This is a genomic window from Streptomyces sp. NPDC058291 (genome assembly GCF_042880855.1).
Taxonomy (GTDB): Bacteria; Actinomycetota; Actinomycetes; order Streptomycetales; family Streptomycetaceae; genus Streptomyces.
The window spans coordinates 21,489-41,890 of record NZ_JBHVYK010000011.1; the positions used below are offsets into that span (position 1 = coordinate 21,489).

General features: G+C 71.7%; 16 protein-coding genes and 1 pseudogene. 7 read left to right on the plus strand and 10 right to left on the minus strand.

From position 1 onward, the window contains the following. Positions 1–123: 123 nt before the first annotated feature. Together ACFVYK_RS08015 and ACFVYK_RS08020 are read right to left on the minus strand one after the other, a co-directional pair. Positions 124–459: a hypothetical protein gene (locus ACFVYK_RS08015; protein WP_389769983.1), complete on the minus strand. Its 336-nt coding sequence runs from the start codon at positions 457–459 to the stop codon at positions 124–126. Next, the gene (locus ACFVYK_RS08020) at positions 456–731 is read right to left on the minus strand and encodes a hypothetical protein (protein WP_389769986.1); all 276 of its coding nucleotides are present in this window, start codon (positions 729–731) and stop codon (positions 456–458) included. Before ACFVYK_RS08020 ends, ACFVYK_RS08015 begins: the two co-directional genes overlap by 4 nt. A gap of 277 nt (positions 732–1,008) precedes the next feature. Here ACFVYK_RS08020 and ACFVYK_RS08025 point away from each other — a divergent pair, with 277 nt between their 5' ends. Together ACFVYK_RS08025 and ACFVYK_RS08030 are read left to right on the plus strand one after the other, a co-directional pair. Beyond that, complete coding sequence (locus ACFVYK_RS08025) at positions 1,009–1,857, plus strand: helix-turn-helix transcriptional regulator (protein WP_389770231.1); 849 nt, start codon at positions 1,009–1,011, stop codon at positions 1,855–1,857. A gap of 27 nt (positions 1,858–1,884) precedes the next feature. After that, positions 1,885–2,904, plus strand: coding sequence for a helix-turn-helix transcriptional regulator (locus ACFVYK_RS08030; RefSeq protein WP_389769988.1), 1,020 nt, complete (start codon positions 1,885–1,887; stop codon positions 2,902–2,904). 196 nt (positions 2,905–3,100) lie between these two features. On the opposite strand, the pseudogene ACFVYK_RS08035 reads toward ACFVYK_RS08030, so the two are convergent. The 8 genes and pseudogenes from ACFVYK_RS08035 to ACFVYK_RS08070 all read right to left on the minus strand — a co-directional run. After that, a pseudogene (locus ACFVYK_RS08035) lies at positions 3,101–4,132 on the minus strand (LuxR C-terminal-related transcriptional regulator); the annotation flags it as partial. Between the two features lie 568 nt (positions 4,133–4,700). Then, the gene (locus tag ACFVYK_RS08040; protein ID WP_389769990.1) at positions 4,701–5,810 is read right to left on the minus strand and encodes a sugar ABC transporter substrate-binding protein; all 1,110 of its coding nucleotides are present in this window, start codon (positions 5,808–5,810) and stop codon (positions 4,701–4,703) included. A gap of 512 nt (positions 5,811–6,322) precedes the next feature. Further along, a complete protein-coding gene (locus ACFVYK_RS08045; RefSeq protein ID WP_389769993.1) occupies positions 6,323–8,053 on the minus strand; it encodes a type IV secretory system conjugative DNA transfer family protein in 1,731 nt (576 codons plus the stop codon). Between the two features lie 92 nt (positions 8,054–8,145). Beyond that, positions 8,146–9,531, minus strand: a complete 1,386-nt coding sequence (locus tag ACFVYK_RS08050; RefSeq protein ID WP_389769996.1) for a hypothetical protein — start codon at positions 9,529–9,531, stop codon at positions 8,146–8,148. A gap of 83 nt (positions 9,532–9,614) precedes the next feature. After that, a complete protein-coding gene (locus ACFVYK_RS08055) occupies positions 9,615–11,738 on the minus strand; it encodes a peptidoglycan DD-metalloendopeptidase family protein (protein WP_389769998.1) in 2,124 nt (707 codons plus the stop codon). Positions 11,739–11,745: 7 nt separating this feature from the next. Continuing rightward, positions 11,746–12,411 carry a hypothetical protein gene (locus tag ACFVYK_RS08060; protein ID WP_389770001.1) on the minus strand — a complete coding sequence of 222 codons (666 nt, stop codon included), beginning with the start codon at positions 12,409–12,411 and terminating at the stop codon, positions 11,746–11,748. Between the two features lie 181 nt (positions 12,412–12,592). Continuing rightward, the gene (locus ACFVYK_RS08065) at positions 12,593–12,964 is read right to left on the minus strand and encodes a DUF4913 domain-containing protein (protein ID WP_389770003.1); all 372 of its coding nucleotides are present in this window, start codon (positions 12,962–12,964) and stop codon (positions 12,593–12,595) included. Positions 12,965–13,214: 250 nt separating this feature from the next. After that, positions 13,215–13,742 (minus strand): hypothetical protein, encoded by a 528-nt coding sequence (locus ACFVYK_RS08070; RefSeq protein WP_389770006.1) that lies wholly within the window; start codon positions 13,740–13,742, stop codon positions 13,215–13,217. Between the two features lie 329 nt (positions 13,743–14,071). Between ACFVYK_RS08070 and ACFVYK_RS08075 the strand changes: the two genes are divergently transcribed. The 5 genes from ACFVYK_RS08075 (at position 14,072) to ACFVYK_RS08095 (ending at position 20,400) form a co-directional block, all read left to right on the plus strand. Beyond that, positions 14,072–15,727, plus strand: a complete 1,656-nt coding sequence (locus ACFVYK_RS08075) for a conjugal transfer protein (protein ID WP_389770008.1) — start codon at positions 14,072–14,074, stop codon at positions 15,725–15,727. Positions 15,728–15,822: 95 nt separating this feature from the next. Further along, positions 15,823–16,053: a hypothetical protein gene (locus ACFVYK_RS08080; RefSeq protein ID WP_389770011.1), complete on the plus strand. Its 231-nt coding sequence runs from the start codon at positions 15,823–15,825 to the stop codon at positions 16,051–16,053. A gap of 62 nt (positions 16,054–16,115) precedes the next feature. Further along, complete coding sequence (locus tag ACFVYK_RS08085) at positions 16,116–16,601, plus strand: hypothetical protein (RefSeq protein ID WP_389770013.1); 486 nt, start codon at positions 16,116–16,118, stop codon at positions 16,599–16,601. Between the two features lie 77 nt (positions 16,602–16,678). Then, on the plus strand, positions 16,679–19,675 hold the full coding sequence (locus tag ACFVYK_RS08090) for an ATP-binding protein (protein WP_389770016.1): 2,997 nt from the start codon (positions 16,679–16,681) through the stop codon (positions 19,673–19,675). Beyond that, complete coding sequence (locus ACFVYK_RS08095; RefSeq protein ID WP_389770018.1) at positions 19,672–20,400, plus strand: hypothetical protein; 729 nt, start codon at positions 19,672–19,674, stop codon at positions 20,398–20,400. Before ACFVYK_RS08090 ends, ACFVYK_RS08095 begins: the two co-directional genes overlap by 4 nt. The last annotated feature ends 2 nt before the right edge of the window (positions 20,401–20,402 follow it).

Sequence of the window (20,402 nt, forward strand, 5' to 3'; positions counted from 1 at the left end):
GCAACCCCCCCCCCATCCCCTCACGGTCCCCCCCAACTGCCGGCGCCTACCCGGTGTTCGGGCCGCGGACCCCCCGCTGCGGGGGGAAGTACCTGAGCGATCTGTTACGACGGGGGAATCGCGTCAGGCACTGCGGGGGGTGGCTGAGATGGTCTTCAGGGGCGGAGTCTCGGACTCCACCAGCCGGTGGTCACGCTGGTCCAGGTTCACGAAGATCATTCCGTACCGGATGGCACAGCGCACGGGCTGCGGCGCCCCGCGGGGCTTGCGCAGGCACCGGTAGGCCCGTACGTCCTCGTCCTCGTCGCGCGTCACGACCACCGGCTCACCGAACACGGTCACCATCAACGAGTCACCACTGTGGGGGATGGCGGTGACCAGGTCGATGAAGTGCCAGCCGGAGCGGTAGGCGGTCGCCATTTCACGGCGGAAGGAGCGGTCGTCGGGTGGCGTGGTCATGACTCGGCGACCCACGTGCTGTCGGCCGGGACGCCCCAGGTGCTGTCGGCGGGCGCCACCCAGGTGCTGTCGCCCGGCACGTTCGCCGCGGTGACGACCCAGGTGCTGTCCCGCGGAGCGACCCACGTGCTGTCGCCGGCCACGACGACGGCGCCGGAGCCCGGACTCCAGGTGCTGTCGCCCGCCGCGTCGCCCTTCGTGCCCGCAAGGCCGCTCAGCGCTCCGAAAGCCAGGGCTGCGGAGAAGGCGGCGGCAAGCGCCGAGCGAAGCATTCTCTTATGCATAGTCGGCTTCGTCCTCATTTGAAGGTCACCTCTCCCCCGTCGACTACGACGATGGCCCATTCGGGCACGTCATGGCCACACAATCGATGCATCATGTTCCTGCACGTTCAGGACCCTGGGGGGTGGAGATTTGACGAAAAATGAGACAAGGCAGACACATCCTCATGCGTCGACTGAGCTGTGCGAGGAAGGTCGCCGTCTCTATGGGAACGCACTTCGGACGGGCCGCATAGCCCGTGCGGACGTGGAGCCTGCTCCGTGTCTGATGGAGTTCGCCCTGCTCCACGCGGACCCCGACGACGCGAACTGGCTGCGCCCGGTACCCCCTTCGATCGCCCTGTCCCAGCTGCTCAACCCGATCGAACGCGAGATCACCCGACGCAGACGGCTGTCGGTGGAACTCGCCGACGCTTTCGAGCCGTTCATGACCCTCAGCGCCCAGCCGACGCCGACCACGCACTCGATCACGGTGCTGGAGGGCATCGACCGGATCAACGCCGCACTCGATCTGGCCACCTCGCAGTGCCAGACCGAGATGCTCACCGTCCAGCCGAGCCGTCGCCGCATGGAGCACACCCTCGTCCAGGGGCTGGAGCGCGACCGGCCGCTCATCGACCGCGGCTGCCGCATCCGGACGCTGTACCAGCACACGGCCCGCTACAGCCCCGAGACGCTGGCCTACGTCTCCCAGTTCACCGACGGCAAGGTGGAGTACCGCACCATCGACGAACTCGTGGAGCGGCTCATCATCTGCGACGAGACCGTGGCCTTCATCCCCACCCGGGACGACGGCCAGGTCGCCCTCGAACTGCGGCACCCCGGCCTGGTCCGCTACCTGGTCAAGGTCTTCGAGTTCATGTGGGGCCGCGCCGTCCCGCTCGCCACCGGCGCCCCCTACGAGACCGCGCCCGACGGCATCACGGAGATCCAGCACTCCATCGCCAAACTGCTCGTCGAGGGACACGTCGACGAGGCGATAGCCCGCCGGCTGGGCATGAACGTGCGCACCTGCCGAGCCCACATCGCCAAGCTCGCCACCGCCCTGGGCAGTGGCAGCCGCGCCCAACTCGGCTTCCTCATAGCTCAGTCGGGGATCCTCAAGCAGGAGCCCTGACCCGACCGAAGACCAGGGAGAACCGCAGTGAACGCGCCGCCGCACCCCCACCACGGCGTGGAGGACCTGTGCGCCGCGGGCCTGCGCCTCTACGAGCAGGCCCTGCGCGACGGACGCGTCACGACGGACGACGCCGAGACCGCGGCCCCCTGCCTGCTGTCCTTCGGCCTCCTGCACCCGGTCGTGGACGACCTGGCCCAGCTGGAGCCCGTGGCACCGGCCCTCGTCCTGCACCGGCTGCTGCGCTCCTCGGGCGTGCGGATCGCCGAGGAACGGCGCCGCGAGGAACGGCTGGCGTCGCTGTTCGAGCCCCTCATGCGCGTCACCGGCGGCCGCACCGCCGCAGCGGAGCCCGTCTCCCTGCGGCTCCTGAGCGGCACGGAACGGATCAACGAGGCCATCACGGAGGCGACGTCCGAGGCGACCAGCGAGGTGCTCTGCGTCCAGCCCCACGTCCACTACAGCGGGCCGCGCGGCGAGACGGCCCAGGCCGTCGCCATGGCCCGCGACCAGGCCCTGCTGGACCGCGGCTGCCGCATCCGCACCCTCTACCAGCACACCCAGCGCCACCAGCCCCTGGTCCTGGCCCGCTACGAGCAGTTGCGGGGCGACGCGCAGGCCCGCACGCTCGACGAGGTCACCGACCGCCTCATCGTCATCGACGGCGCCGTCGCCTTCATCCCCGCCGGCGAGGACGGCCGACTGGCCCTGGAGGTCCGCCACCCGGCCCTGCTGACCTACTTCACCACCACCTTCGACCGGCTCTGGCGGCTGGCCACCCCGATGTATCCCCAGGCCGTCCAGCGGCCCTCCAGGGGCGGCGTCACCCCCCGGCAGCAGGCCATCGCCGCCCTCCTCGTCGAGGGGCACACCGACGCCGTGATCGCCGACCGGCTCGGCATGAACATCCGCACCGCCCGCGTCCACATCGCCAAGCTCGCCGCCACGCTCGGCAGCGAGAGCCGCGCCCAACTCGGCTACCTCATCGGCCAGTCGGGGATCCTTGACCAGGAACAGCGCCGGGCGCCGGAGCAGGGCCAGGACTAGCGGCGGGGGCGGCAGCGGAGGCGGGGGCGACAGCGGAGGCGGAGGCGGGGGCGGCAGCGGAGGGCGAGGACGAGGCCGGACCTGAGGCCGGAGCCGCGGCCGGAACGGACGCAGAAGCGGAAGCGGAAGCGGAAGCGGCGGCAGGGGCGGCGGCAGGGGCCGGCTCGTCGGAGGAGCCGGGGCCTGGGCCGTCGGGGCCCGGGCCGGGGTCCTGGACGCCGACCGTGAGCCCCCGCGCCGCCTCGTCGGCCGGCCGGTCCAGCCCGACCTGCGCGATCCGCACCCCCAACTGCGTGCGGCTGGCCGCGCCCAGGGTCTCCGAGAGGCGGGCGATGTGCGCGCGACAGGTGCGGACGCTGATGCCCAGGCGCTCGGCGATGACGGCGTCCTGGTGCCCCTCCGCCAGCAGGGCGGCGATGGACTGCTCGCGGTGGGAGACGCCCTCGACCCGCGGGTCGGGGAGCGGGGCGGTGAGCGGGATCGCCAGCCGCCACAGACGCTCGAAGACCGTCACCAGGTAGGAGACGAGGGCGGGATGCCGCAGTTCCAGGGCCATCGTGCGGTCGGCGTTGGCCGGGACGAAGGCCACCGTGCGGTCGAAGAGCATCAGCCGGTCGATGACCTCGTCGAGCGTGCGGGCCTCCACCGTGTCGCCCATCAGCTCCAGGTAGTTGAGCAGTCCCTGGCCGTGCCGGGCGACGTGGTTGTACAGGTCGCGCATGCGCACGCCCCGGCCGCGCAGCTCCAGCGCCCGGTGCAGGCCCTCCGACAGTTCGTGCTCACGCCGGATGCCGCCGGGCTGCACGGTGAGGACCTCGGTCGTGCAGGCCTCGGTGGCCGCGTCCAGCGCGGCCTGGATGCGCGAGGGGCCGTCCAGGACGCGGATCGCCGCACCCTCGCCGCCCGACGCGGACCGGTCCGGCCCGCCCAGTCCCGCGTACCACTCGAAGGCGGCGACGGCCGAGCCCACCCGCCGCTGGCTGGCGCTGACCTCGTCGTGCAGTCCGCGCAGCAGCCGGGTCATCACCTCCTGCGGGGAGGTGGGCACCAGCCAGTCCATGTCGTCGGGGTCGGGGTGCAGGAGGGCCAGCTCCAGCAGACACGGAACCGGCTCGGCGTCGGTGCGCGCCACCCGACCCCGTCGTACGGCCCGGGAATACACGCGATCCCCGGCCTCGCACAGTCGGTCGGCACCGTGTGGATGCTCCTCCGTCCCGTGCCCGGCCATCGCCCATCCCACCCCCGCCGTACGCCTCTTCCGGAGCGCAACTATGCGCGGCCCGGACCGGCTCCGCAACACGGCTCCTCCGGCCAAGGCCGTCGAAAAGCACCCGTCTGCGGGGGTTCCTCCCGGCCTCCTCCCCCGGCACTGCAACAAGCTGACGGTGGTGCAGGGCCCGGGCGGGGGTGCATGGTGGGTTCCGCTTACCCCCCGGGGGCTTCTCACCCGGAGGACGAGCGGATCCAACCCGGCCGGACCACGGGGGAGTCCGGCCGGGCTCCGGGCCGCCCACACGGGCGGGGCGGACGGGCGGGGCGGGGGACGGTTGCGGAGTTCGGCCCGCTGAGCGGGCGTCGAACCGTTCACACAGCTGTTCACCCAGGGGTTTGCGCAGGGGTTTGCGCAGGGATTTGCGCGAGGTTCGCGCAGGGATTTGCGCGAGGTTTGCGCGGGCTTGGGTCCGGAGCGCGGCTCCGTACGGGCGGCGGAGCGGTCAGCCGTCACGGGGTCCGCCACCCGGGGGGCCGTCGCGGAACGACCGCCACCCCCCCCGGGGGGTCGCCGGACCCGGGGATCAGCTGAGCTTCAGGGCCTGGCAGGCGGCCCTGAACTTGGCGGTGCAGATGTCGGAGATCTTGTAGATGCCGTCGGCGACGACCGTCTGCTTGATGTTGCTCTTGGTCAGCGCCACCACGGTCACCAGCTTGGCCGGGATGGCCTTGGTCGTCGGGCTGTCGACCTTGTCGCGGGTGAGGGCGTCGAACTGGAGGCCGCGGCCCTGGACCTTGGCGACGGCGGCCTGGGCGGCGGCCTCGGCCATCGCGGGGTAGGGCTTGTAGACGCTCATGAACTGCTCGCCGGCGATGATGCGCTGCACGGCCGCGAGCTCCGCGTCCTGGCCGGTGATCGGGGGCAGATTGCCACGGCTGACGCCGGCCGCCTCCAGAGCCTTGATGATGCCGCCGGCCATGGCGTCGTTGGCGGAGTAGACGCCGGCGATGTCGTCCTTGCCGATCGCCTCGATCGCCTTCGTCATGTTGGCCTGGGCGATTTCCGGGCTCCACTTGTCGGTGTCGTACGACTTCGCGATCGTGACCCGGCCGCTCAGCTCGCTGAGCGCGCCCTGCTTGAACTGGGCGGCGTTGGGGTCGGTGGGCGAGCCGTTCACCATGACGATCTTGTCGGCGAGGCTGACGGTGCCGATGGCCTCCGCGAGGGTGCGGCCCTGCACCTCCCCGACCAGTTCGTTGTCGAAGGAGACGTACCCCTCGATCGGCCCCTGGGCGAGACGGTCGTAGGCGATGACGGGGATGTTGGCGTCCTTGGCCTTCTGCACCATGGGCGCGATGGCCTTCGCGTCGACCGCGTCCAGCAGGATGACGTCGACCTTGTCGTCGATCATCCGCTGCATCTGGGTGTCCTGCTTCTGGGTGGACGAGGCGGCGTTCGCGTAGTCGGTCTTGCCCTTGCCGTCGGTGAGCGCGGCGACCTTGCGCTTGATGATGGGGTAGTCGAACTCGGCGTACCGGGTGTTCGTCTCCTCGGGCATCAGCACGCCCACCGTGATGTCGTCGCTCCGGGTCGGTGTCGCGCCGGCGCCGTTCTCCGAGGCCCCGAGCATCCCGCAGCCGGCGAGCGACAGGGACATCGTGGAGGCGACCACAGCTATGGCGATACGACGCATTCGGGGGCTCACTTCAGGTGCGTTCGGTGCAATGCGGACATGGGTGCGACATGGTGACCCAGGTGTCTGAAAAGACAACGCGGCGGCGACCGCCGACGTCAAGCGGAACTACTTAACGAAGCAGCAACATCTCGCTCCGCTCAGCGGGTGAAGACGCATGGAGACGAAGCGGAGACCTTGCGAAAACCCTGTGCAGCCCCGTCCGGAAAGCGTCCAAGAAACCCTACGTCCAACGGTGTTGGCTCCGGGCCCCGGCAGGAGGACGGCCACGGCCACGGCGACGGCGACGGCGACGGCGACGGCGACGGCGACGGCGACGGCGACGGCGAGGGGGAACTTCCCGCCGTCGCACAGGGTTCAGGTCCTCCGCCGGTCACCGGAGCGGCAATCCGTACTTCTCCCTGGGGCGAGGCACCCGGGCCGCGACGGCGCGGAGATGCGGCGAGGGGCCCGGAGGCCGCAACCGGCCCGGGCCCCTCGTCGCGCGGGCTCGCGGGGTCGCGATCCCGGCGTCAGCGCGCCCCGGGGTCGTACTTCTTCAGCGAGGCCCGGACCTCCGCGGCGTACGCGCCCTCCCACCAGGGCACCGTCTCCACCAGCACCGGCTTGGTGCCGGAGGCCAGGACGAGGGCCCGGCCCGGCGGCATCGCGCCGAGGTCGGAGACGTGCAGGACGCGTTCGCGGCGCGTGGACTCGCTGATGGCGCGGTTGCCCGACCAGCCGCCGAACTCCGACTCCCGGCTGGTCTGGTACTCGCGCAGCTCGTACTCGCCGGCCAGCTCGCTCAGATCGCCCAGGAAGCGGGTGTCGGAGACGCCGCCGCCGTAGACGCGGACGTTGGCGGCCGACCACAGCTTCTCCATGCCGCGCTCGCCCCACACCTCGATGCCCTGCGCCCAGGACTGCAGGATCGTCATCAGGATGATGCCGCGCGAGCCGTAGTGGGAGTACAGGTCGGGCAGGGAGCGCCAGCGGCAGACGTTGGCCGCCTCGTCGAGGACGCCGACCAGGGGCAGTGCGAGGCGGCCGCCGCGCTGGGTGGTGGCGTACTCCTCGGCGGCCTCCACGACGGCCACGGTGAGCGCGGTCACCAGCGGCCCGGCGGAGTCGCGTCCCTCCCGGCTGAGCGAGTACAGGGTGCCGCCGCCGCGGACGAACGCGTGCGGGTCGAACTCCCCCGCGTATTCGTCCGACGGCGGTGTGACCCACCGGTTGACCTCGGGGTTGACCAGGCAGGACGCCATCTGCTGGGCCACGCCGTAGATGCCGCTGCGCTGCTTGTCGGGAGCGTTGACGACGCCGGCCAGGCCGTCCGCGGACATGGCGTGCCCGGCGCCGCGCAGGATCCGCTCCGGGGTGTCGTCCCGGGGGTTGGACAGCCAGGTGTAGATCTGGGTGATCGGCGCCTTGGCGCAGGCGGCGGCGAGCAGCAGGTTGGCGAGCAGGTCCTGGCCGGCCGGGTCGAAGAAGGCGTCGGTGGAGGCGCCGGCGTCCCGCGAGCCGACGGCGAAGTGGTCGGCCATCCTGCGGGCCTTGGCGACGTCGGTGACGTACGACAGCGGGTTCCACCACCAGCTCGGCTCCTCCTGCGCGACCTGCTGCGGGTCGAACACCCACACCGGTCCGCGGGCGGTGCGCGGTCCCCGGGTCGCGTCGACGATGTCGCGCTTGTTGGAGGTGACCAGGACCGCGCCGGGCGCGTCGAGGATGGCGGGGACGGCCCTGCGGGTGGTCTTGCCGGTCCGCGGCCCCCAGATGTCGACGTGCATGTCCTCGTACGACCCGTACAGCGGCTGACGGCCCTTCACGGACCGCCCGATGAACACGCCGGGGGTGCTCGACCGCACGCCCAGGCGCTCGGCGACGGCGGCGGCGCCCTTCATGGTCAGCCTGCCGAGTTCCTCGCCCTTGGCGAGATGCCGGGCGGCGCCGTCCACTTTCGGCTTGTTCCTGAACCGCTCGCGGACCCGGTAGGCGGCCAGGCCGAGGATCCCGACCACCGCCGCCTCCCCGGCCGCGACGGCGCTGGCCGCGGAACCCGGCCAGCTGTAGTCGCCCTTGACCACGTCGACGAGGAACGTCAGCGGATCGCCGGCCGGCGCGGGCGCGTCGGCGTACCCGGCCCCGATCTTCGCGGCCAGCCAGGCCCCGGCGCCGACGACGAGCACGACCGCGACGGCGATGACGATCTCGAAGGTCCAGTCGTCCTCGGCGCGGGGTTTCTTCTGCTGTTCTGCGGTCACCCGCGGGTCCGTCCTTTCTGGCCTGGGGAAGCTGTGCGGAGGGGAGGGAGAGCGGTGCGGGGCAGGAGGCGGGAGCGCCGGGGAGGGGCCGGTCAGGCCTTCTCCGCCGCGAAGGCGAAGTAGGCGCTGCCGGTCTGGATCAGCGTGTACCCGTCGGTGGTGAACTCCTCGGGGGCGTCCGTCCCCTGGGGGAGCAGGCCGATCAGCTTCTCGGTCTTCATGGCCAGCGCCCCCTGCTCGTGCTCGAGGCTCGCGTACAGCACGCCGCTGCCGGTGGCGACCAGGGGCTGGACGTCCTTGTCGCCGGTCTCCTGGCGCCACAGCTCGGTCCCGGTCCGGGTGTCCCACGCCACGGCGCCCTCGGTGAAGTTCACCACGGCCGTCGTGCCGTCGGGGGAGACGACGGGCACGGCGGTCTGGTCGAACTCCTTGAGCGTGGTGTGCGGTCCGACGGCCAGGGTGGCTCCGGTGCGCAGGTCGACCGTGGTGAGCACGGCGTCGTTGGAGCCGCTCGCCGACCAGGCGATGATCGCCCGGTCGCCGTGCAGGGGGAAGAGTTCGGCGTCCGCCTCCTCGCCCTTCTTGCCCTGCGGGACGATGTCGGCGGGCGGGGTGAGGTCGGTCGTGGTCCACAGGGCTCGCCCCGTGCCGCGGTCGATCATTTTCAGAGGCTCGTTCACCCCGTCCCCCTCGGGGACGCATCCCTCTCCGGTGCCGAGGGGCTCGGCCGCGGCGAGCTTCGCTGGCAGGACCAGGTTCTTGCCGCCCCCGATCGGGGCGAGGGTGCGGTCGTCGTAGGCGCCGCCCGGCAGCAGCACATGGCCGCGGACGACCGGCAGAGCGACGTGCTCCGCGTCGGCGTAGGCGGAGCTGCCCAGCTCGGCGCCGCTCGGGGCGTACATGGTGTAGACCGTCTTGACAGCGGCCTTCTTGAGGCCGCTCGCCTCGCTGTTCTCGCAGCTGCGGATCAGGACGGCCGGGGAACCGTCCTTCCAGGTCCCCACCTGCACGTGGACGTCGGGGCTGGGGGCGTCGCCCTCGGTCGGGTCGTAGGTGCATGCGACGGTGAAGGTCTTGCGCTCCTTCCCGGTGGCCGCGTCGTAGAGATGACCCGCGAAACGCGCCGTCTGCGGGTCCGACTCGCCCTCCTGGACCGGCGGGGACAGGTCCTCGACGAGGAGGAAGGCGTCGCCCACGGCGCAGACGCCGGCCTGGCCCCGGCCGTCCGTCGGGTGGGCCGCGTGGCCGGCGCACGAGAGGGCGGCGTCGGTCTTTCGGGCGAGGCTCCAGGCGGGTTTCGCGGACAGCCCGGGGATCGGGTCGCCGGAATGGACGGGCGACTTCGCCGTCCCCGCCGAGGCCTTCGGGGATGCGGAACCGGTGGTGTCCGCGGCGGCCGGCGCGTCCTTGCCGCCGCAGCCTGTGACGAGTCCCAGGGACAGGACGGTCCCGGCGATGAGGGCGATTCGGGGCTTCATCAACTGCGTTGCTCCGTAGGGGAAGAAGCGGGAACGAGAAACGGGGAACGGAACGGGGTCGGGCGGGTGGGGCGGCGCAGGCGTCAGGCGCCCGCCGTCCTGCCCGCGCCGTCTCCCTCGACCGCGTTCGTGCCCGCGGGGATGGGGACCCGGTAGACGCCGGTGATCTTGTCCTGGTAGTCCCAGTTGCTGAACTCGACCGACTTGCCCGGGCGCGGAGCGTGGATGATCTTGTGGCCCTTGGGGTCCCAGACCAGGGCCACGTGGCCCGAGTGATCGCCCTCCGGCCGGAAGAAGATCACGTCGCCCGGCTGGGCCTGGGACAGCGGCACCTCGTACTTCTTGAGGTATGGCTCCTGGGTGTACGTGGTGGTGCCGATGTCGATCTTGCCGCCGCTGGCCATGTAGTACGCCCACTGCGTGAAGCTGGAGCAGTCGAAGCTGGTGGGGTTCTGACCCTGCAGCCGGGGAGCGCCGAACACGTACGGGACGCCGATGCCGCGCTGCGCCCAGCCGAGCACCGCCCGGATCACCGGGTCGTCGGAGTCGGGCAGGACGCCGGAGGCGCCCGCGCCGTCCGGGGCGACGGCGGTGCCCCCGTTGCCCGCCGCGCACTGGGCGTACTGGGCGTCCCTGCTGTCCTCGTCGGAGCCGGGAACGGCGCCGTAGTCCGGGTCGGCCGTGATCCGGCCGTCCATCCAGGCCTTCGGGTCGACCATGCCGGGGCCCTGGTCCTGCCCGCCGACGAAGGGGTTGTCGACGCCCGGGACACGGACCTCCCAGTGCAGATGGGGGCCGGTGACGTTGCCGGTCGCGCCGACCGTGCCGATCTGCTGGCCCCGCTTGACCTGCTGGCCGACGGTGACATGGATCGACGTCTGGTGCGCGTAGAGCGTGATGACGCCGTCCGCGTGCTGGATCTCGGTCTCGTTGCCGTACGAGCCCCCCGGGCCCGCGTGGACGACCTTGCCGTCGGCCGGGGCGTAGATGGGGGTGCCGCTGTCCGCCACGAGGTCGAGGCCGGTGTGGTAGCCGAGGCTCCACATGCTGCCGTTCTGGTGGTAGGGCGTGCCCTGCGCGTAGGAGCCCGACTGCATGGGCCACTGCCAGTCCTTGCCGCCGACGGGAGGCGTTTTGGCCTCGGGGAAGGCGACGGTGGTCCCGCCCGCGGCGTGCAGCGCGCTTCCCGTGCCCGCGACGCCCGTGGAGTACGCCACGGGGGCCATGGCGGTGGTGGTGGAGCCGTCGTCGCCGGACAGCGGCGGGGTCGACCACGAGCGGGCCGGCGAAGCCGCGATGCTCAGCGCCTTCGTGGGCTGGGCGTCGTTGCCGACCGGCTCGGGGATGTCCGACTGCTGTCCCAGGGTCGGGAAACCGGGGTTCTTCTCGACGGTCTCCTTCAGATGCGCGTACCAGCGCTTGATGAGGTCCTGATCGCCGGTGAGCACCCCGCGGTAGCGGGCGGCCTGGGTGAGGACGACGCGCGGGTAGATCGTGTTGGAGGCCGTGGACCCGGAATAGATCTGCAGCGCCTTGAAGGGGGCGGTCTCCGCCTTCTTGGCGTGCAGGAAGTTCCCGGCGGCCCAGGCCGCGTCGTCGACGTTGTAGAGGTCCTTCTTGCCGTCGCCGTTGCCGTCGGCGCCGTAGTCCGCCCAGGCCGGCTTGCCGAACTGCAGAAGGCCCATGTAGCCGAGGGAGTTGGCGCCGCCGGGAGCGGCCGACTTGTCCTGGCCGAACTTGGTCTCCTGGTACATCTGCCCGGCGATGAGCGTCCAGTCGAGGCCGTCGTAGTTGGCGGCGGCACGCATCGCGGCGAGGATCATCTTCGGCGGTATCTCGGCGCGAGCGGTCTCGCTCGGCATGTACATCTTGCCCGCCGGCATGATCGGGTTGGTGGCGGCGGCGTCCCCCGAGTTGCCGGCGGCGGCGTTGTCGGCGTAGTCACCGCAGGCCGCGTTGGAGGCGCCGTTGCCGACGCCCCCGACCATGCTGCCGATGAGCAACAGGACGAGGAAGATCACGGACGCGGCGGCCAGCCCACCTCCGCCCCCGATGATCAACGCCCACTTGAAGGTCCTGTCCTTCTTCTTGCCGTCGTCGCCGTTCCGGTCGCCCGCCGGCCCGGCCGCGAGCTTGCCGGCCTTCTTGGCGGACTTGGCGACCTTCGCGGCTTTCGCCGCAGCCGCGAGTACAGCGGGCGCCACCACGGCCGGTTCACTCCCCCGAGTCGTCGGAGGCGCCGACGTCGCCGAGACCGAAGACGTCGAATCCGGAGACCTTCCACCGGTCGCCGTCCTCCTTGACGGTCACCAGCCACTCGTTCTCCTCGGTCGAGGACCGGCCGCCGGCGGTGTGCTCGGCCGTCACCTTCACCAAGGTGGACATCGTCCGGCCGCTGCCGCGCACCAGGTCGTCGGCCATCAGCGCGTCGCGCTCCACGAGCGCCGTCCCCTTCGAGGAGCACTTCTCGGCCCGACAGGTGGCCCACTCCTTGCCGGACGGCAGCACGGTCGCCTGCTTCATCCGCGGGTCGTCGGAGGTGAGTTCGAGCAGCGGAGCGTTCCAGGCCGGTGACGTGCTGGTGTGGTCGTAGGTGGTGAGCCCGGCCATGTACCTGACCATGACGGCGTGGGCCTCGGCGACCTCGGCCCCCTCGACGATCGGCCTCGCCGCGCCTTTGGGCGCCGCAGAACGCGAACCTGCGTCGGCCCCGGCTCCGTTCCTGCCCTCGGCGGCGGCGACGGGCGCCGCGCCGTCGCCGTCGCCGTCGTCGCCGTCGCCGTCGAAGACGGTGAACACCGTCAGCACGATGACCAGCAGGGCGCCGAGCACGACCAGGGGCAGCAGTGCCGTGCGCTTGTTGTCGGCAGGCAACTCCACGTTCCCGAGCCTCTCTTGTGCTGAGCCGGTAGATGCGATCGACCAGTGACCGTGACACGGTAGAAGGGCCGGGCAGGACGAAGGCTCGGCTTTTCCCGGCGGGGAAAGACCCGCGGGAGACCTCGGGACAGCGGAGGAAAGGCCGGCCCGTACGCCTGCGCCGAGCGGGCGTCCGACGGTCCTACGACTCCGGCTGCGGCCGCGGATCCACCGGCAGCGGGTCGAACGGGTAGGCCGTGTGGCCGTCCTTGGGCGAACAGGCGGCGAACGGGCCCGAGTCGGCGTCCATCAGCACCCGCAGATGCGGGTCCGCGTGATGCAGCCACCACGTCGACATGCCGAGCGCCGGGTCCTGGCGCAGATGTTCCCAGGCCAGCCACAGCGCGGACAGACGAGCGCCGGCCTCGGGGTGCTCCCACCATGTGGGACACCAGGTGGCCGAAGTGCCGTTCACGCGACGGCGGATCAGCTGAGCGAGGTAGTCGGAGACGAAGACGAAGACGTCCGCGAAGTACAACTCCGGTGCATCAGAGGCTTCTTCGGCGCCGGACATCGGTCCCTCCCTCGGTAGGTCTGCGGACGCCCGGCCGCCGTCCTGCGGCGACGGGTCGTCAGGTGGTCAGCTGGCCAGGTCGCCAGGCAGTCAGCTCGCCAGGCGGTCAGGTCGCCAGGCGGTCAGGTGGTCAGGCGGTCAGGTCGCCAGGCGGTCAGGTCGCCAGGCGGTCAGGTGGTCAGCTGGCCAGGTCGCCAGGCAGGCAGGTCACCAGGCAGTCAGCTCGCCAGGCAGGCAGGTCACCAGGCGGTCAGGTGAGGAAGACGCCGAGCAGCAGCAGCGCTGCCACGATCGCGCCCATCACGATGCGCGCCGTCGGGTCCTCGCGTTCCCACAGGTCGTGGACGACGGCCCAGCCCGTCAGGCGGGCGGCGCGGCCGTCATGCAGGCCGGGGGCGGCGCCCGGCTGGTCCCCCTCCTCGCCCCCGGACTCGACCGGCTCCGGCTCGGCGGTCTCCTCGAAGCCGACGGGCAGCCCCTGCTGCTCCTGGGCCACCAGGACCATCTGTTCCAGGAGTTCGGGGATCGTGTTCGGGGTGAGGGGATAGACGAAGGTGCCGTACGGCGTCTGCACGCACAGGCGGGCCTGCCAGGGGTCGCCGGGCTCGTAGCCGTCCACCCAGGCCGCCTCGGCCTGGAACACCTGCGGAGCCGGGACGGCCTGCGGGGACGCGGCAGCCGGGGCAGCGGCGGGGATCTGCTGGACCGGCGGAGTCTGCTGAGGGGTCTCCCACGTGCGCGCGTCAGGCTGCTGCGGGTGCCCGTTGTCGTCGGTCAACTCTCGTCCTTCGCCGGGTCCGTCGGGTGCGGGGCGGTACCGGGGAGCGATACCGGGCTCGTCGGGCAGACGCGCCCAGCGCATTGTGGGCCCAGGACGACCTGGCGCGGCAGGACGTCGTCCCGACGTGTCCCTGACACTTTCCCGACGACTTTCCCTTTCGGCGGCCCCGGCGGGAATCCCCGTGTCCCGGCGAGGAAAGCGACGCCGATCCGGTGACAGGTCTTTGTCACACTGCCAGCGCACCTGGCATGGCCAGGGCCCGCCGCGCGGTGCGATCGCGCCCGCCCAGGCGGACGGGGAACCGACTCGCTGGAGTAACCGACTCGATGACAGACCACAACAGCCCTGCTGGCGCGGTCGGCGAAGGCCAGCCTTCCGGGCAGCCCGGGTCCTTCGGTCCGTCCCAGCAGCCACCGCGGGAGCCGTGGCAGGGGCAGCAGGCCCCCGCCCCGCAGCAGCCCGCACCCCAGGCTCCCCATGCCCCCCAGCCCCAGCAGCTCCCCTCGGACGCGGCCCGCGCGCAGGTCGCCGCCGCCTGGGTGCGCAGCACGCCCCGGGCCGGCCAGGCCGCCGTCCCGTCGCTGCCGCCGCGTGAGACGCGCCCCCAGGGCGAGTCGAAGAAGGACAAGCGCGAACGGGAGCGGGCCGCGCGCAAGGCCGCCTATGAGCAGAAGAAGGCGGAGAAGGAGCAGCGCAAGCGCGGCGCCACGGCGACCGCCGCCGCCACGCCCGCCCCGGCCGCGCCCCTGCCCGGCCACCGGCCCTCCACCCCCGCCCCCGCCTCCTCCACGACGTCGTCGAAGGACACGGGCGGCACCGCCCCGGCCGCCGGCGCCGTCCCTCCCGGCGCGGCCGGTCCCAGGCCCGCCGCCGCACGCGACTTCGACGTGCCCAGGCCCGGCGGCCGCATTCCCGGCGGGGGACGCCGTACGCACGTCGCGCTCCGCGCCACCCTGCTGATCACCGCCTGCGTCTTCGCGCTCGGCTCGTGCGGTGTGATGGGCATGGTCGTCGGCAAGTCGTCCGGGACGACCACCGCCGGGCTGGACGAGGCCGACGCCACCCGCTACCGCCTCACCGAGTTCCCCACCGAGCAGGCGGCGGCCTTCGCGGAGCAGTACGCGCAGCTGTGCATGACGTTCTCCCCGGACACCTCGTCCGCCCGTCGCGCCGAGCTGGCCCGCTACGCCTCCGCCGGCGTCGACCCCGAATGCGGCTGGAGCGGCGAGGGCGCCGCCAAGGCCGTCTCGGTCACCTGGGACGGCACCGCCGAGAAGCTTCCCGAGTACGGCGACCACGGCCGCTACCTCGGTGTTCAGGTGCGGACCGACGACGGCACGCTGACCACGCTCACCGTCCCGGTGTACGTGCAGAACCTCAAGACGGGCGACGGCATGCGGGTCGCCGGCGACGTCGGCCAGATGCCGCTGCCGGCCGCTGCGGACGTGCCCGAGGTCGACCAGCGCGACGAGGTCGTGGACGACGCCCTGTCCACGCAGTTGCAGAAGGAGGTGCTGCCGGGCTACTTCCAGGCCTGGGGCTCCTCCGACGCCACCGCCATGGCCCGCTTCCTCACACCCGACGCGACCCTGACGGCCACCACCGGTCTGTCCGGACGCCTGACGGGCCCCCAGGTGGGCGCCGTCGTCGCGCTCGTCCCGGCGAGCGCCCAGGACACCAAGCCGTACGCGTACGGCGTCGGCCAGGCCGTGCAGGTGCGCGTGACCGTCGGCTGGAGCGACGCGAAGGGCGTCGCCGTCAGCCGCGCCTACCGGATGACGATCGTGAACACGGCCCAGGGCTGGTTCATCAAGGACATCCGGGGCGGTGTGCTCGACGCGGAGGGCGGCCGGGCCGACAGCGACGAGCCCGGCGGCGGCGCCGCGACCGGATCCGCCTCCCCTTCCGCACCGGCCTCGCCCTCGGCGTCCGCCCCGGCGGCCCCCAAGCCGTCCAAGACCGCGAAGCCGGGCAAGTCCTGACCCGCACCGCGGCCCTGCCCCCCACACAACTTTCGCTGCTCCACCACCCGAGAGGAACCACCATGTACCTGGCTGCCGGTACGACCCTGGACGAGATGTTCGGCAAGATCGAGGACATCCTCCGCAACGCGGGCACGATGGTCGCCGTCATCGCCCTGCTCATCCTCGGCATCCGCATGCTGATGTCGATGAAGCGCGGCGACGGCATGCGCGAGGCGTTCCAGGGCTTCGGCATGATCGCGCTCGCCGCGCTGATCATCGGCGGCGCCAGCGGCCTCGCCGGCGTGCTGATCGGCCTCGGCACGGAAATCGGCGGCGGCAGCTGACCGACGCCCGGGCGACGCCCGACGCGTTCTCGTAGCCTTTCCGAACAGGGGAGTTCGCAGACATGAGCCAGGAGGCCCCGGAGCCGCTGGTCGCGTACGACCACACCGATCTGGTCAACCGGCCCAAGCGGATCTGGAACTGGGGCAACATCCCGCTGCCGGGCCTGCTGCTGCCCGCACTGGGCGCGGCCTTCGGCTTCGGGCTGGTCTGGCTCGTCACGCTGTTCACCGTGTCGGCGTTCCTGCCGTTCCTCGGCATGTCGATGTGGACGTCGATCCTCTACTTCGGTCCGCCGTTCGCCGTCTACTTCGTGTGGGGACGGCCGCTGCCCTCGGCGCTCACCCTGAGCCAGCAGATCGTGGTGTGGACCGACTGGTGGTTGCAGCCCAAGCGCCTCCAGGGCCTCGCCGCCGACCAGGAGCCGGAGCGGCTGCACTGGCAGGTCATCCTCTTCGCTCCCGGCTCGCCGCGCTGGCAGGCCCGCTACGAGGCCGCGCGCCGGGTCGCCGCCGAACGCGGCAGCGCGTTCGCGGCCGCCAGGCGCTGACCCGCCGCTTTGCCGGGCGCCGATCCACCGCTTCCGCCACCACCACCCCACGCCGACTACCGCAGGATGAGTCCTCCATGTTCATGTTGATCCTTCTGGGCGGGGCGGCCGCCTTCTTCGTGGTCGCCATGATCATGGCCGCCTCGTCGAGCAAGAAGAACGGCCAGGGCGGCCAGGGCGGCTCGAACCGGTCGTCCCCCGCCCGCTCCCGGCCGTCCGGCTCCTCGTCCGCCGCCCGCCGCGAGGACCTCCGCCTCCCCTACCGCTACGCCGACGACATGATCTTCGTGCACGGCGACTCGGTCTGGACGGGCCTGGTCCTGCCCAACGCCATCGACGAGTACCTCAACGCCGGCGAGCTCCAGGCGATGGCCGAGGGGCCGGCCCGCGGTCTGCTCAACCTGGCCCGCGGCGACCGCAACGTCGAGTGCCACTACCGCAAGGTGTACCAGCCGATCACGGCGATGACCTGGGCGGAGGAGCTGAACGCGATCGCCTGGGAGCCCACCGAGAACTACAAGGCGTACAACCTGCGCAAGGCCGAGTACCAGGAGCGCATCGGCGCCAAGCGCGAGCGCAACATCCTGCTGGTGAAGCTGGGTTCGCTCAAGCGCACCAACGGCGGCAGCGGAGTCGTCGCCCAGGACGACGAGCCCTACGACGAGCCCGGTCTGCTGCGCGGCGTCCGCGGCGTCGCCGACCAGGCCGCCGCCACCGCGACCGGCGTCGCCGACGAGTACCTCTCCCCGCACGTCCTCGCCGAGTGGACGCAGGTCGCCGTCGAGGTCCACGAGAGCCTGGAGGGCCTCAAGGGCGCCCCGCTCAGCCGTGAGGAACTCGTCTGGCTGATCCGCAAGCCGCTCCACGGCGACCTGCCGGTCCCGCCGGAGCCGGTGCTGGGCTCGCGCGCGTGGGGCCCGAACCAGTTCGACCTGGTCGTCGACTTCTCCGGTGAGAACCGCAAGACGCACATCGTGCTCAACCAGTACGACGAGGTCACCGGCGAGCAGCAGACCAGCTACACCACCACCCTCGTCGCCGCCAACTGGCCGGCCGAGACCCGCTTCCGCCAGTCGACCGCGTGGGCCCGGTACGCGGCCCAGCACGTGGACTTCCCCGTCGAGATCGACATGCGGTTCACGCTCATCCCGTACCTGAAGTTCAAGGACCGCGCCGACAAGATCCGCGGCAACCTCGTCGACGAGATGAACGACATGGCCAACTCCGGCCGCAGCCCCGACACCAAGCTGGCCACCCAGGTCACCCGCGCCCAGGAGCTCGTCGACGACATCGACGAGCACAAGATGCCGGGCATGGAGGCGCAGATCCGCTTCACGATCTCGGCCCACGACGTGAAGGAGCTGGAGCGCCGCCGCCGGGTCCTGGAGATGCAGTTCAAGCAGGACCTGAAGGTCACCCTGCTGCGTCCGACGCGCCAGCAGTGGCGTCTGCTCCAGTCCCAACTCCCGGGCGACGCGCCCAAGCTGCCGATCGCCCCCTACCTGCGGCTGCAGGAGGTGGAACAGCTCGGCGCCGGACTCCCCACCGCGGGAACGGAGTTGGGCGACAACCCCGAGCAGCGTTCCGGCAAGCGCCTGGGCTGGGTGGGCAACCTGGTCGGCTGGGCGGGCAAGATGCCGGTCCACTACTCGCTGCACGTGGGCCCGGCCCGCAACGACGGCGGCGGCCTCGCCATCGTCGGCGCGTCCGGCGGCGGCAAGTCCTCCCTCGCCCTCCAGAAGTTCTACGAGGAGTCCGAGTCGGGCGTCCGCTGCCTGGTCATCGACCCCAAGACCGACTTCGCCCAGCTGTGCTACTACCTGGCCTTCGGCGCCCAGGTGAACGACCCGGACTTCGCGAGCGACGCGGAGACGGGCCTCCTCGGCACCCCGCAGAGCCGGTTCCAGCCGGTGAACCCCGAGTTCTGGGCGGAGACGGAGGTCGTCGACCTCCTCAAGGGCCAGGCCGGCGTCCTCGACCCGTGGGTCATCGCCCGGGACGTGCCGGCCGGCCGCCTGCTCGCCGAGTCGATGCTCCGCGGCTTCCTCGGCGACGAGGACTACCAGCGCGTCCGCCTGCCCGTCATCGAGGGCATGGCGACCGTCATCGGCCGCTACAACTCCGCGATCCGCCAGGCCGTCGAACAGGGCCACACCGCTCGCGACGCCGAACTGGCCGTCCCCCGGCCGACGTTGTGGCAGGTCGTCGACGAGGTCGTGGCCGCGTACGACCACGCCGTCGCCACCGGCGACCGCGAGGCGCAGAAGGACCTGAAGCTCGCGCAGATGCTTCTCACCGAGCTGCGCACGCTCCCCTACGCCCGGCTCTCCTTCGCCGAGCACCCGCAGCCGCTGTCCAGCATGCGCAAGCGCCGCACGGTCATCACCCTGCGCGGCTTCCAGTCGCCGGCCGCCTCGGACCCGCGCAACTGGAACCCCGCGGAGCGCCTCGCGGCGACCGCGCTGATGGCGGTCGTGGAGCTCGGCAGCCAGATGCTGGACGTCGGCTACGAGAAGAACCCGGTGACCGGCGAGATCGGCCTGCGCCCCAAGGCCCTCTTCGTCGACGAGGCGTACGTCGTGACGGCGACCGAGTCCGGCCGCGACCTGATGCGCCGCGCGCTGAAGCAGGGCCGCTCCTACCTCGCGGTGACGGTCCTGATCACCCAGCAGGCCATCGACCTCGTCCAGATCGAGGACTCCGAGGCCCGCAGCGGCGGCGCCAACCAGATCCACACGGTGTTCGCCTTCAAGCAGAAGTCGGCGCAGGAGGCGTCCCTGGTGGCCCCGCTCCTCGGCCGCCCGGAGAACGACCCCAAGGTCATCGCGGCCCTCCAGGACCTGCGCACCGGCGTCTGCCTCCAGCGCGACGCCGACAAACGCGTCGGCACGGTCGCCGTCGACCTCGTCTTCCAGGAGATCCTCGCCGCCACCGACACCAACGGCACCACCCGTCCGGCCCGCCAGGGCGTCAACCCGCCCCTGAGCGTCTGGGACTGGACGTTCCTGCAGGAGGCCGAGACGGACCCGGCGGCCTCGGTACCGGCCGCAGCGCCCGAGACGGCCGCCGTATGACCACCCCCGCACCCGCCTCGTCCCCGGAGACCCGCATCCCCATGGCCCTGCACAAGTCCCTGACCACGGGCGTCGTCACCGTCGCCCTGCTCGCCACGCTCAGCGCCTGCGACTCCGACTCGAATTCGAGCTCGGGCTCGGGCTCCGGCGGTTCGTCCGCCTCCCCGTCTGGCAGCGGCGCCGGCGCCGGCTCCGGTTCCGACGCGGCGAAGCTGCCCAGCGCCAAAACGCTTCGGGACGTCCAGGAGTTCATCTCCGGCGCGGGCCTCCCGTGCGACAACCTCACGGACGACGAGAGCGCCAACGGAACGCCGGCGGAGGGATTCCTCGGACCGTCCGACGAGCACGACTCCGCCGCCGAGAAGGCCGAGATCGACGCCTGGGCGATCAGGAAATCGGGCTTCTGCGGTGAGACGCGGTCCGACCTCGGCGGCTGGATCATCTATCTGCCGGGCGACATGAAGGCGTTCCAGGAGAACTACCGCAAGCAGGCCACGAAGGAAGACGGCTGGAAGCGCACTCTGGCGCGCGGAAAGTTCATGTTCGGTGCCGACTTCGTCGTCGATCCCACGAACTACCAGGCGAGCAAGACCCTCCTCGAAGCCGGATTGCTGCTGGAGAACTGCGACCCCTCCTTCAAGGCGCCTGACGGGTACCGCGTCCAGGATGCGCAGGCGGACGGCTGCGTGCTGACCAACTATCTCCTCGATCCCCTGGACCAGTAGGC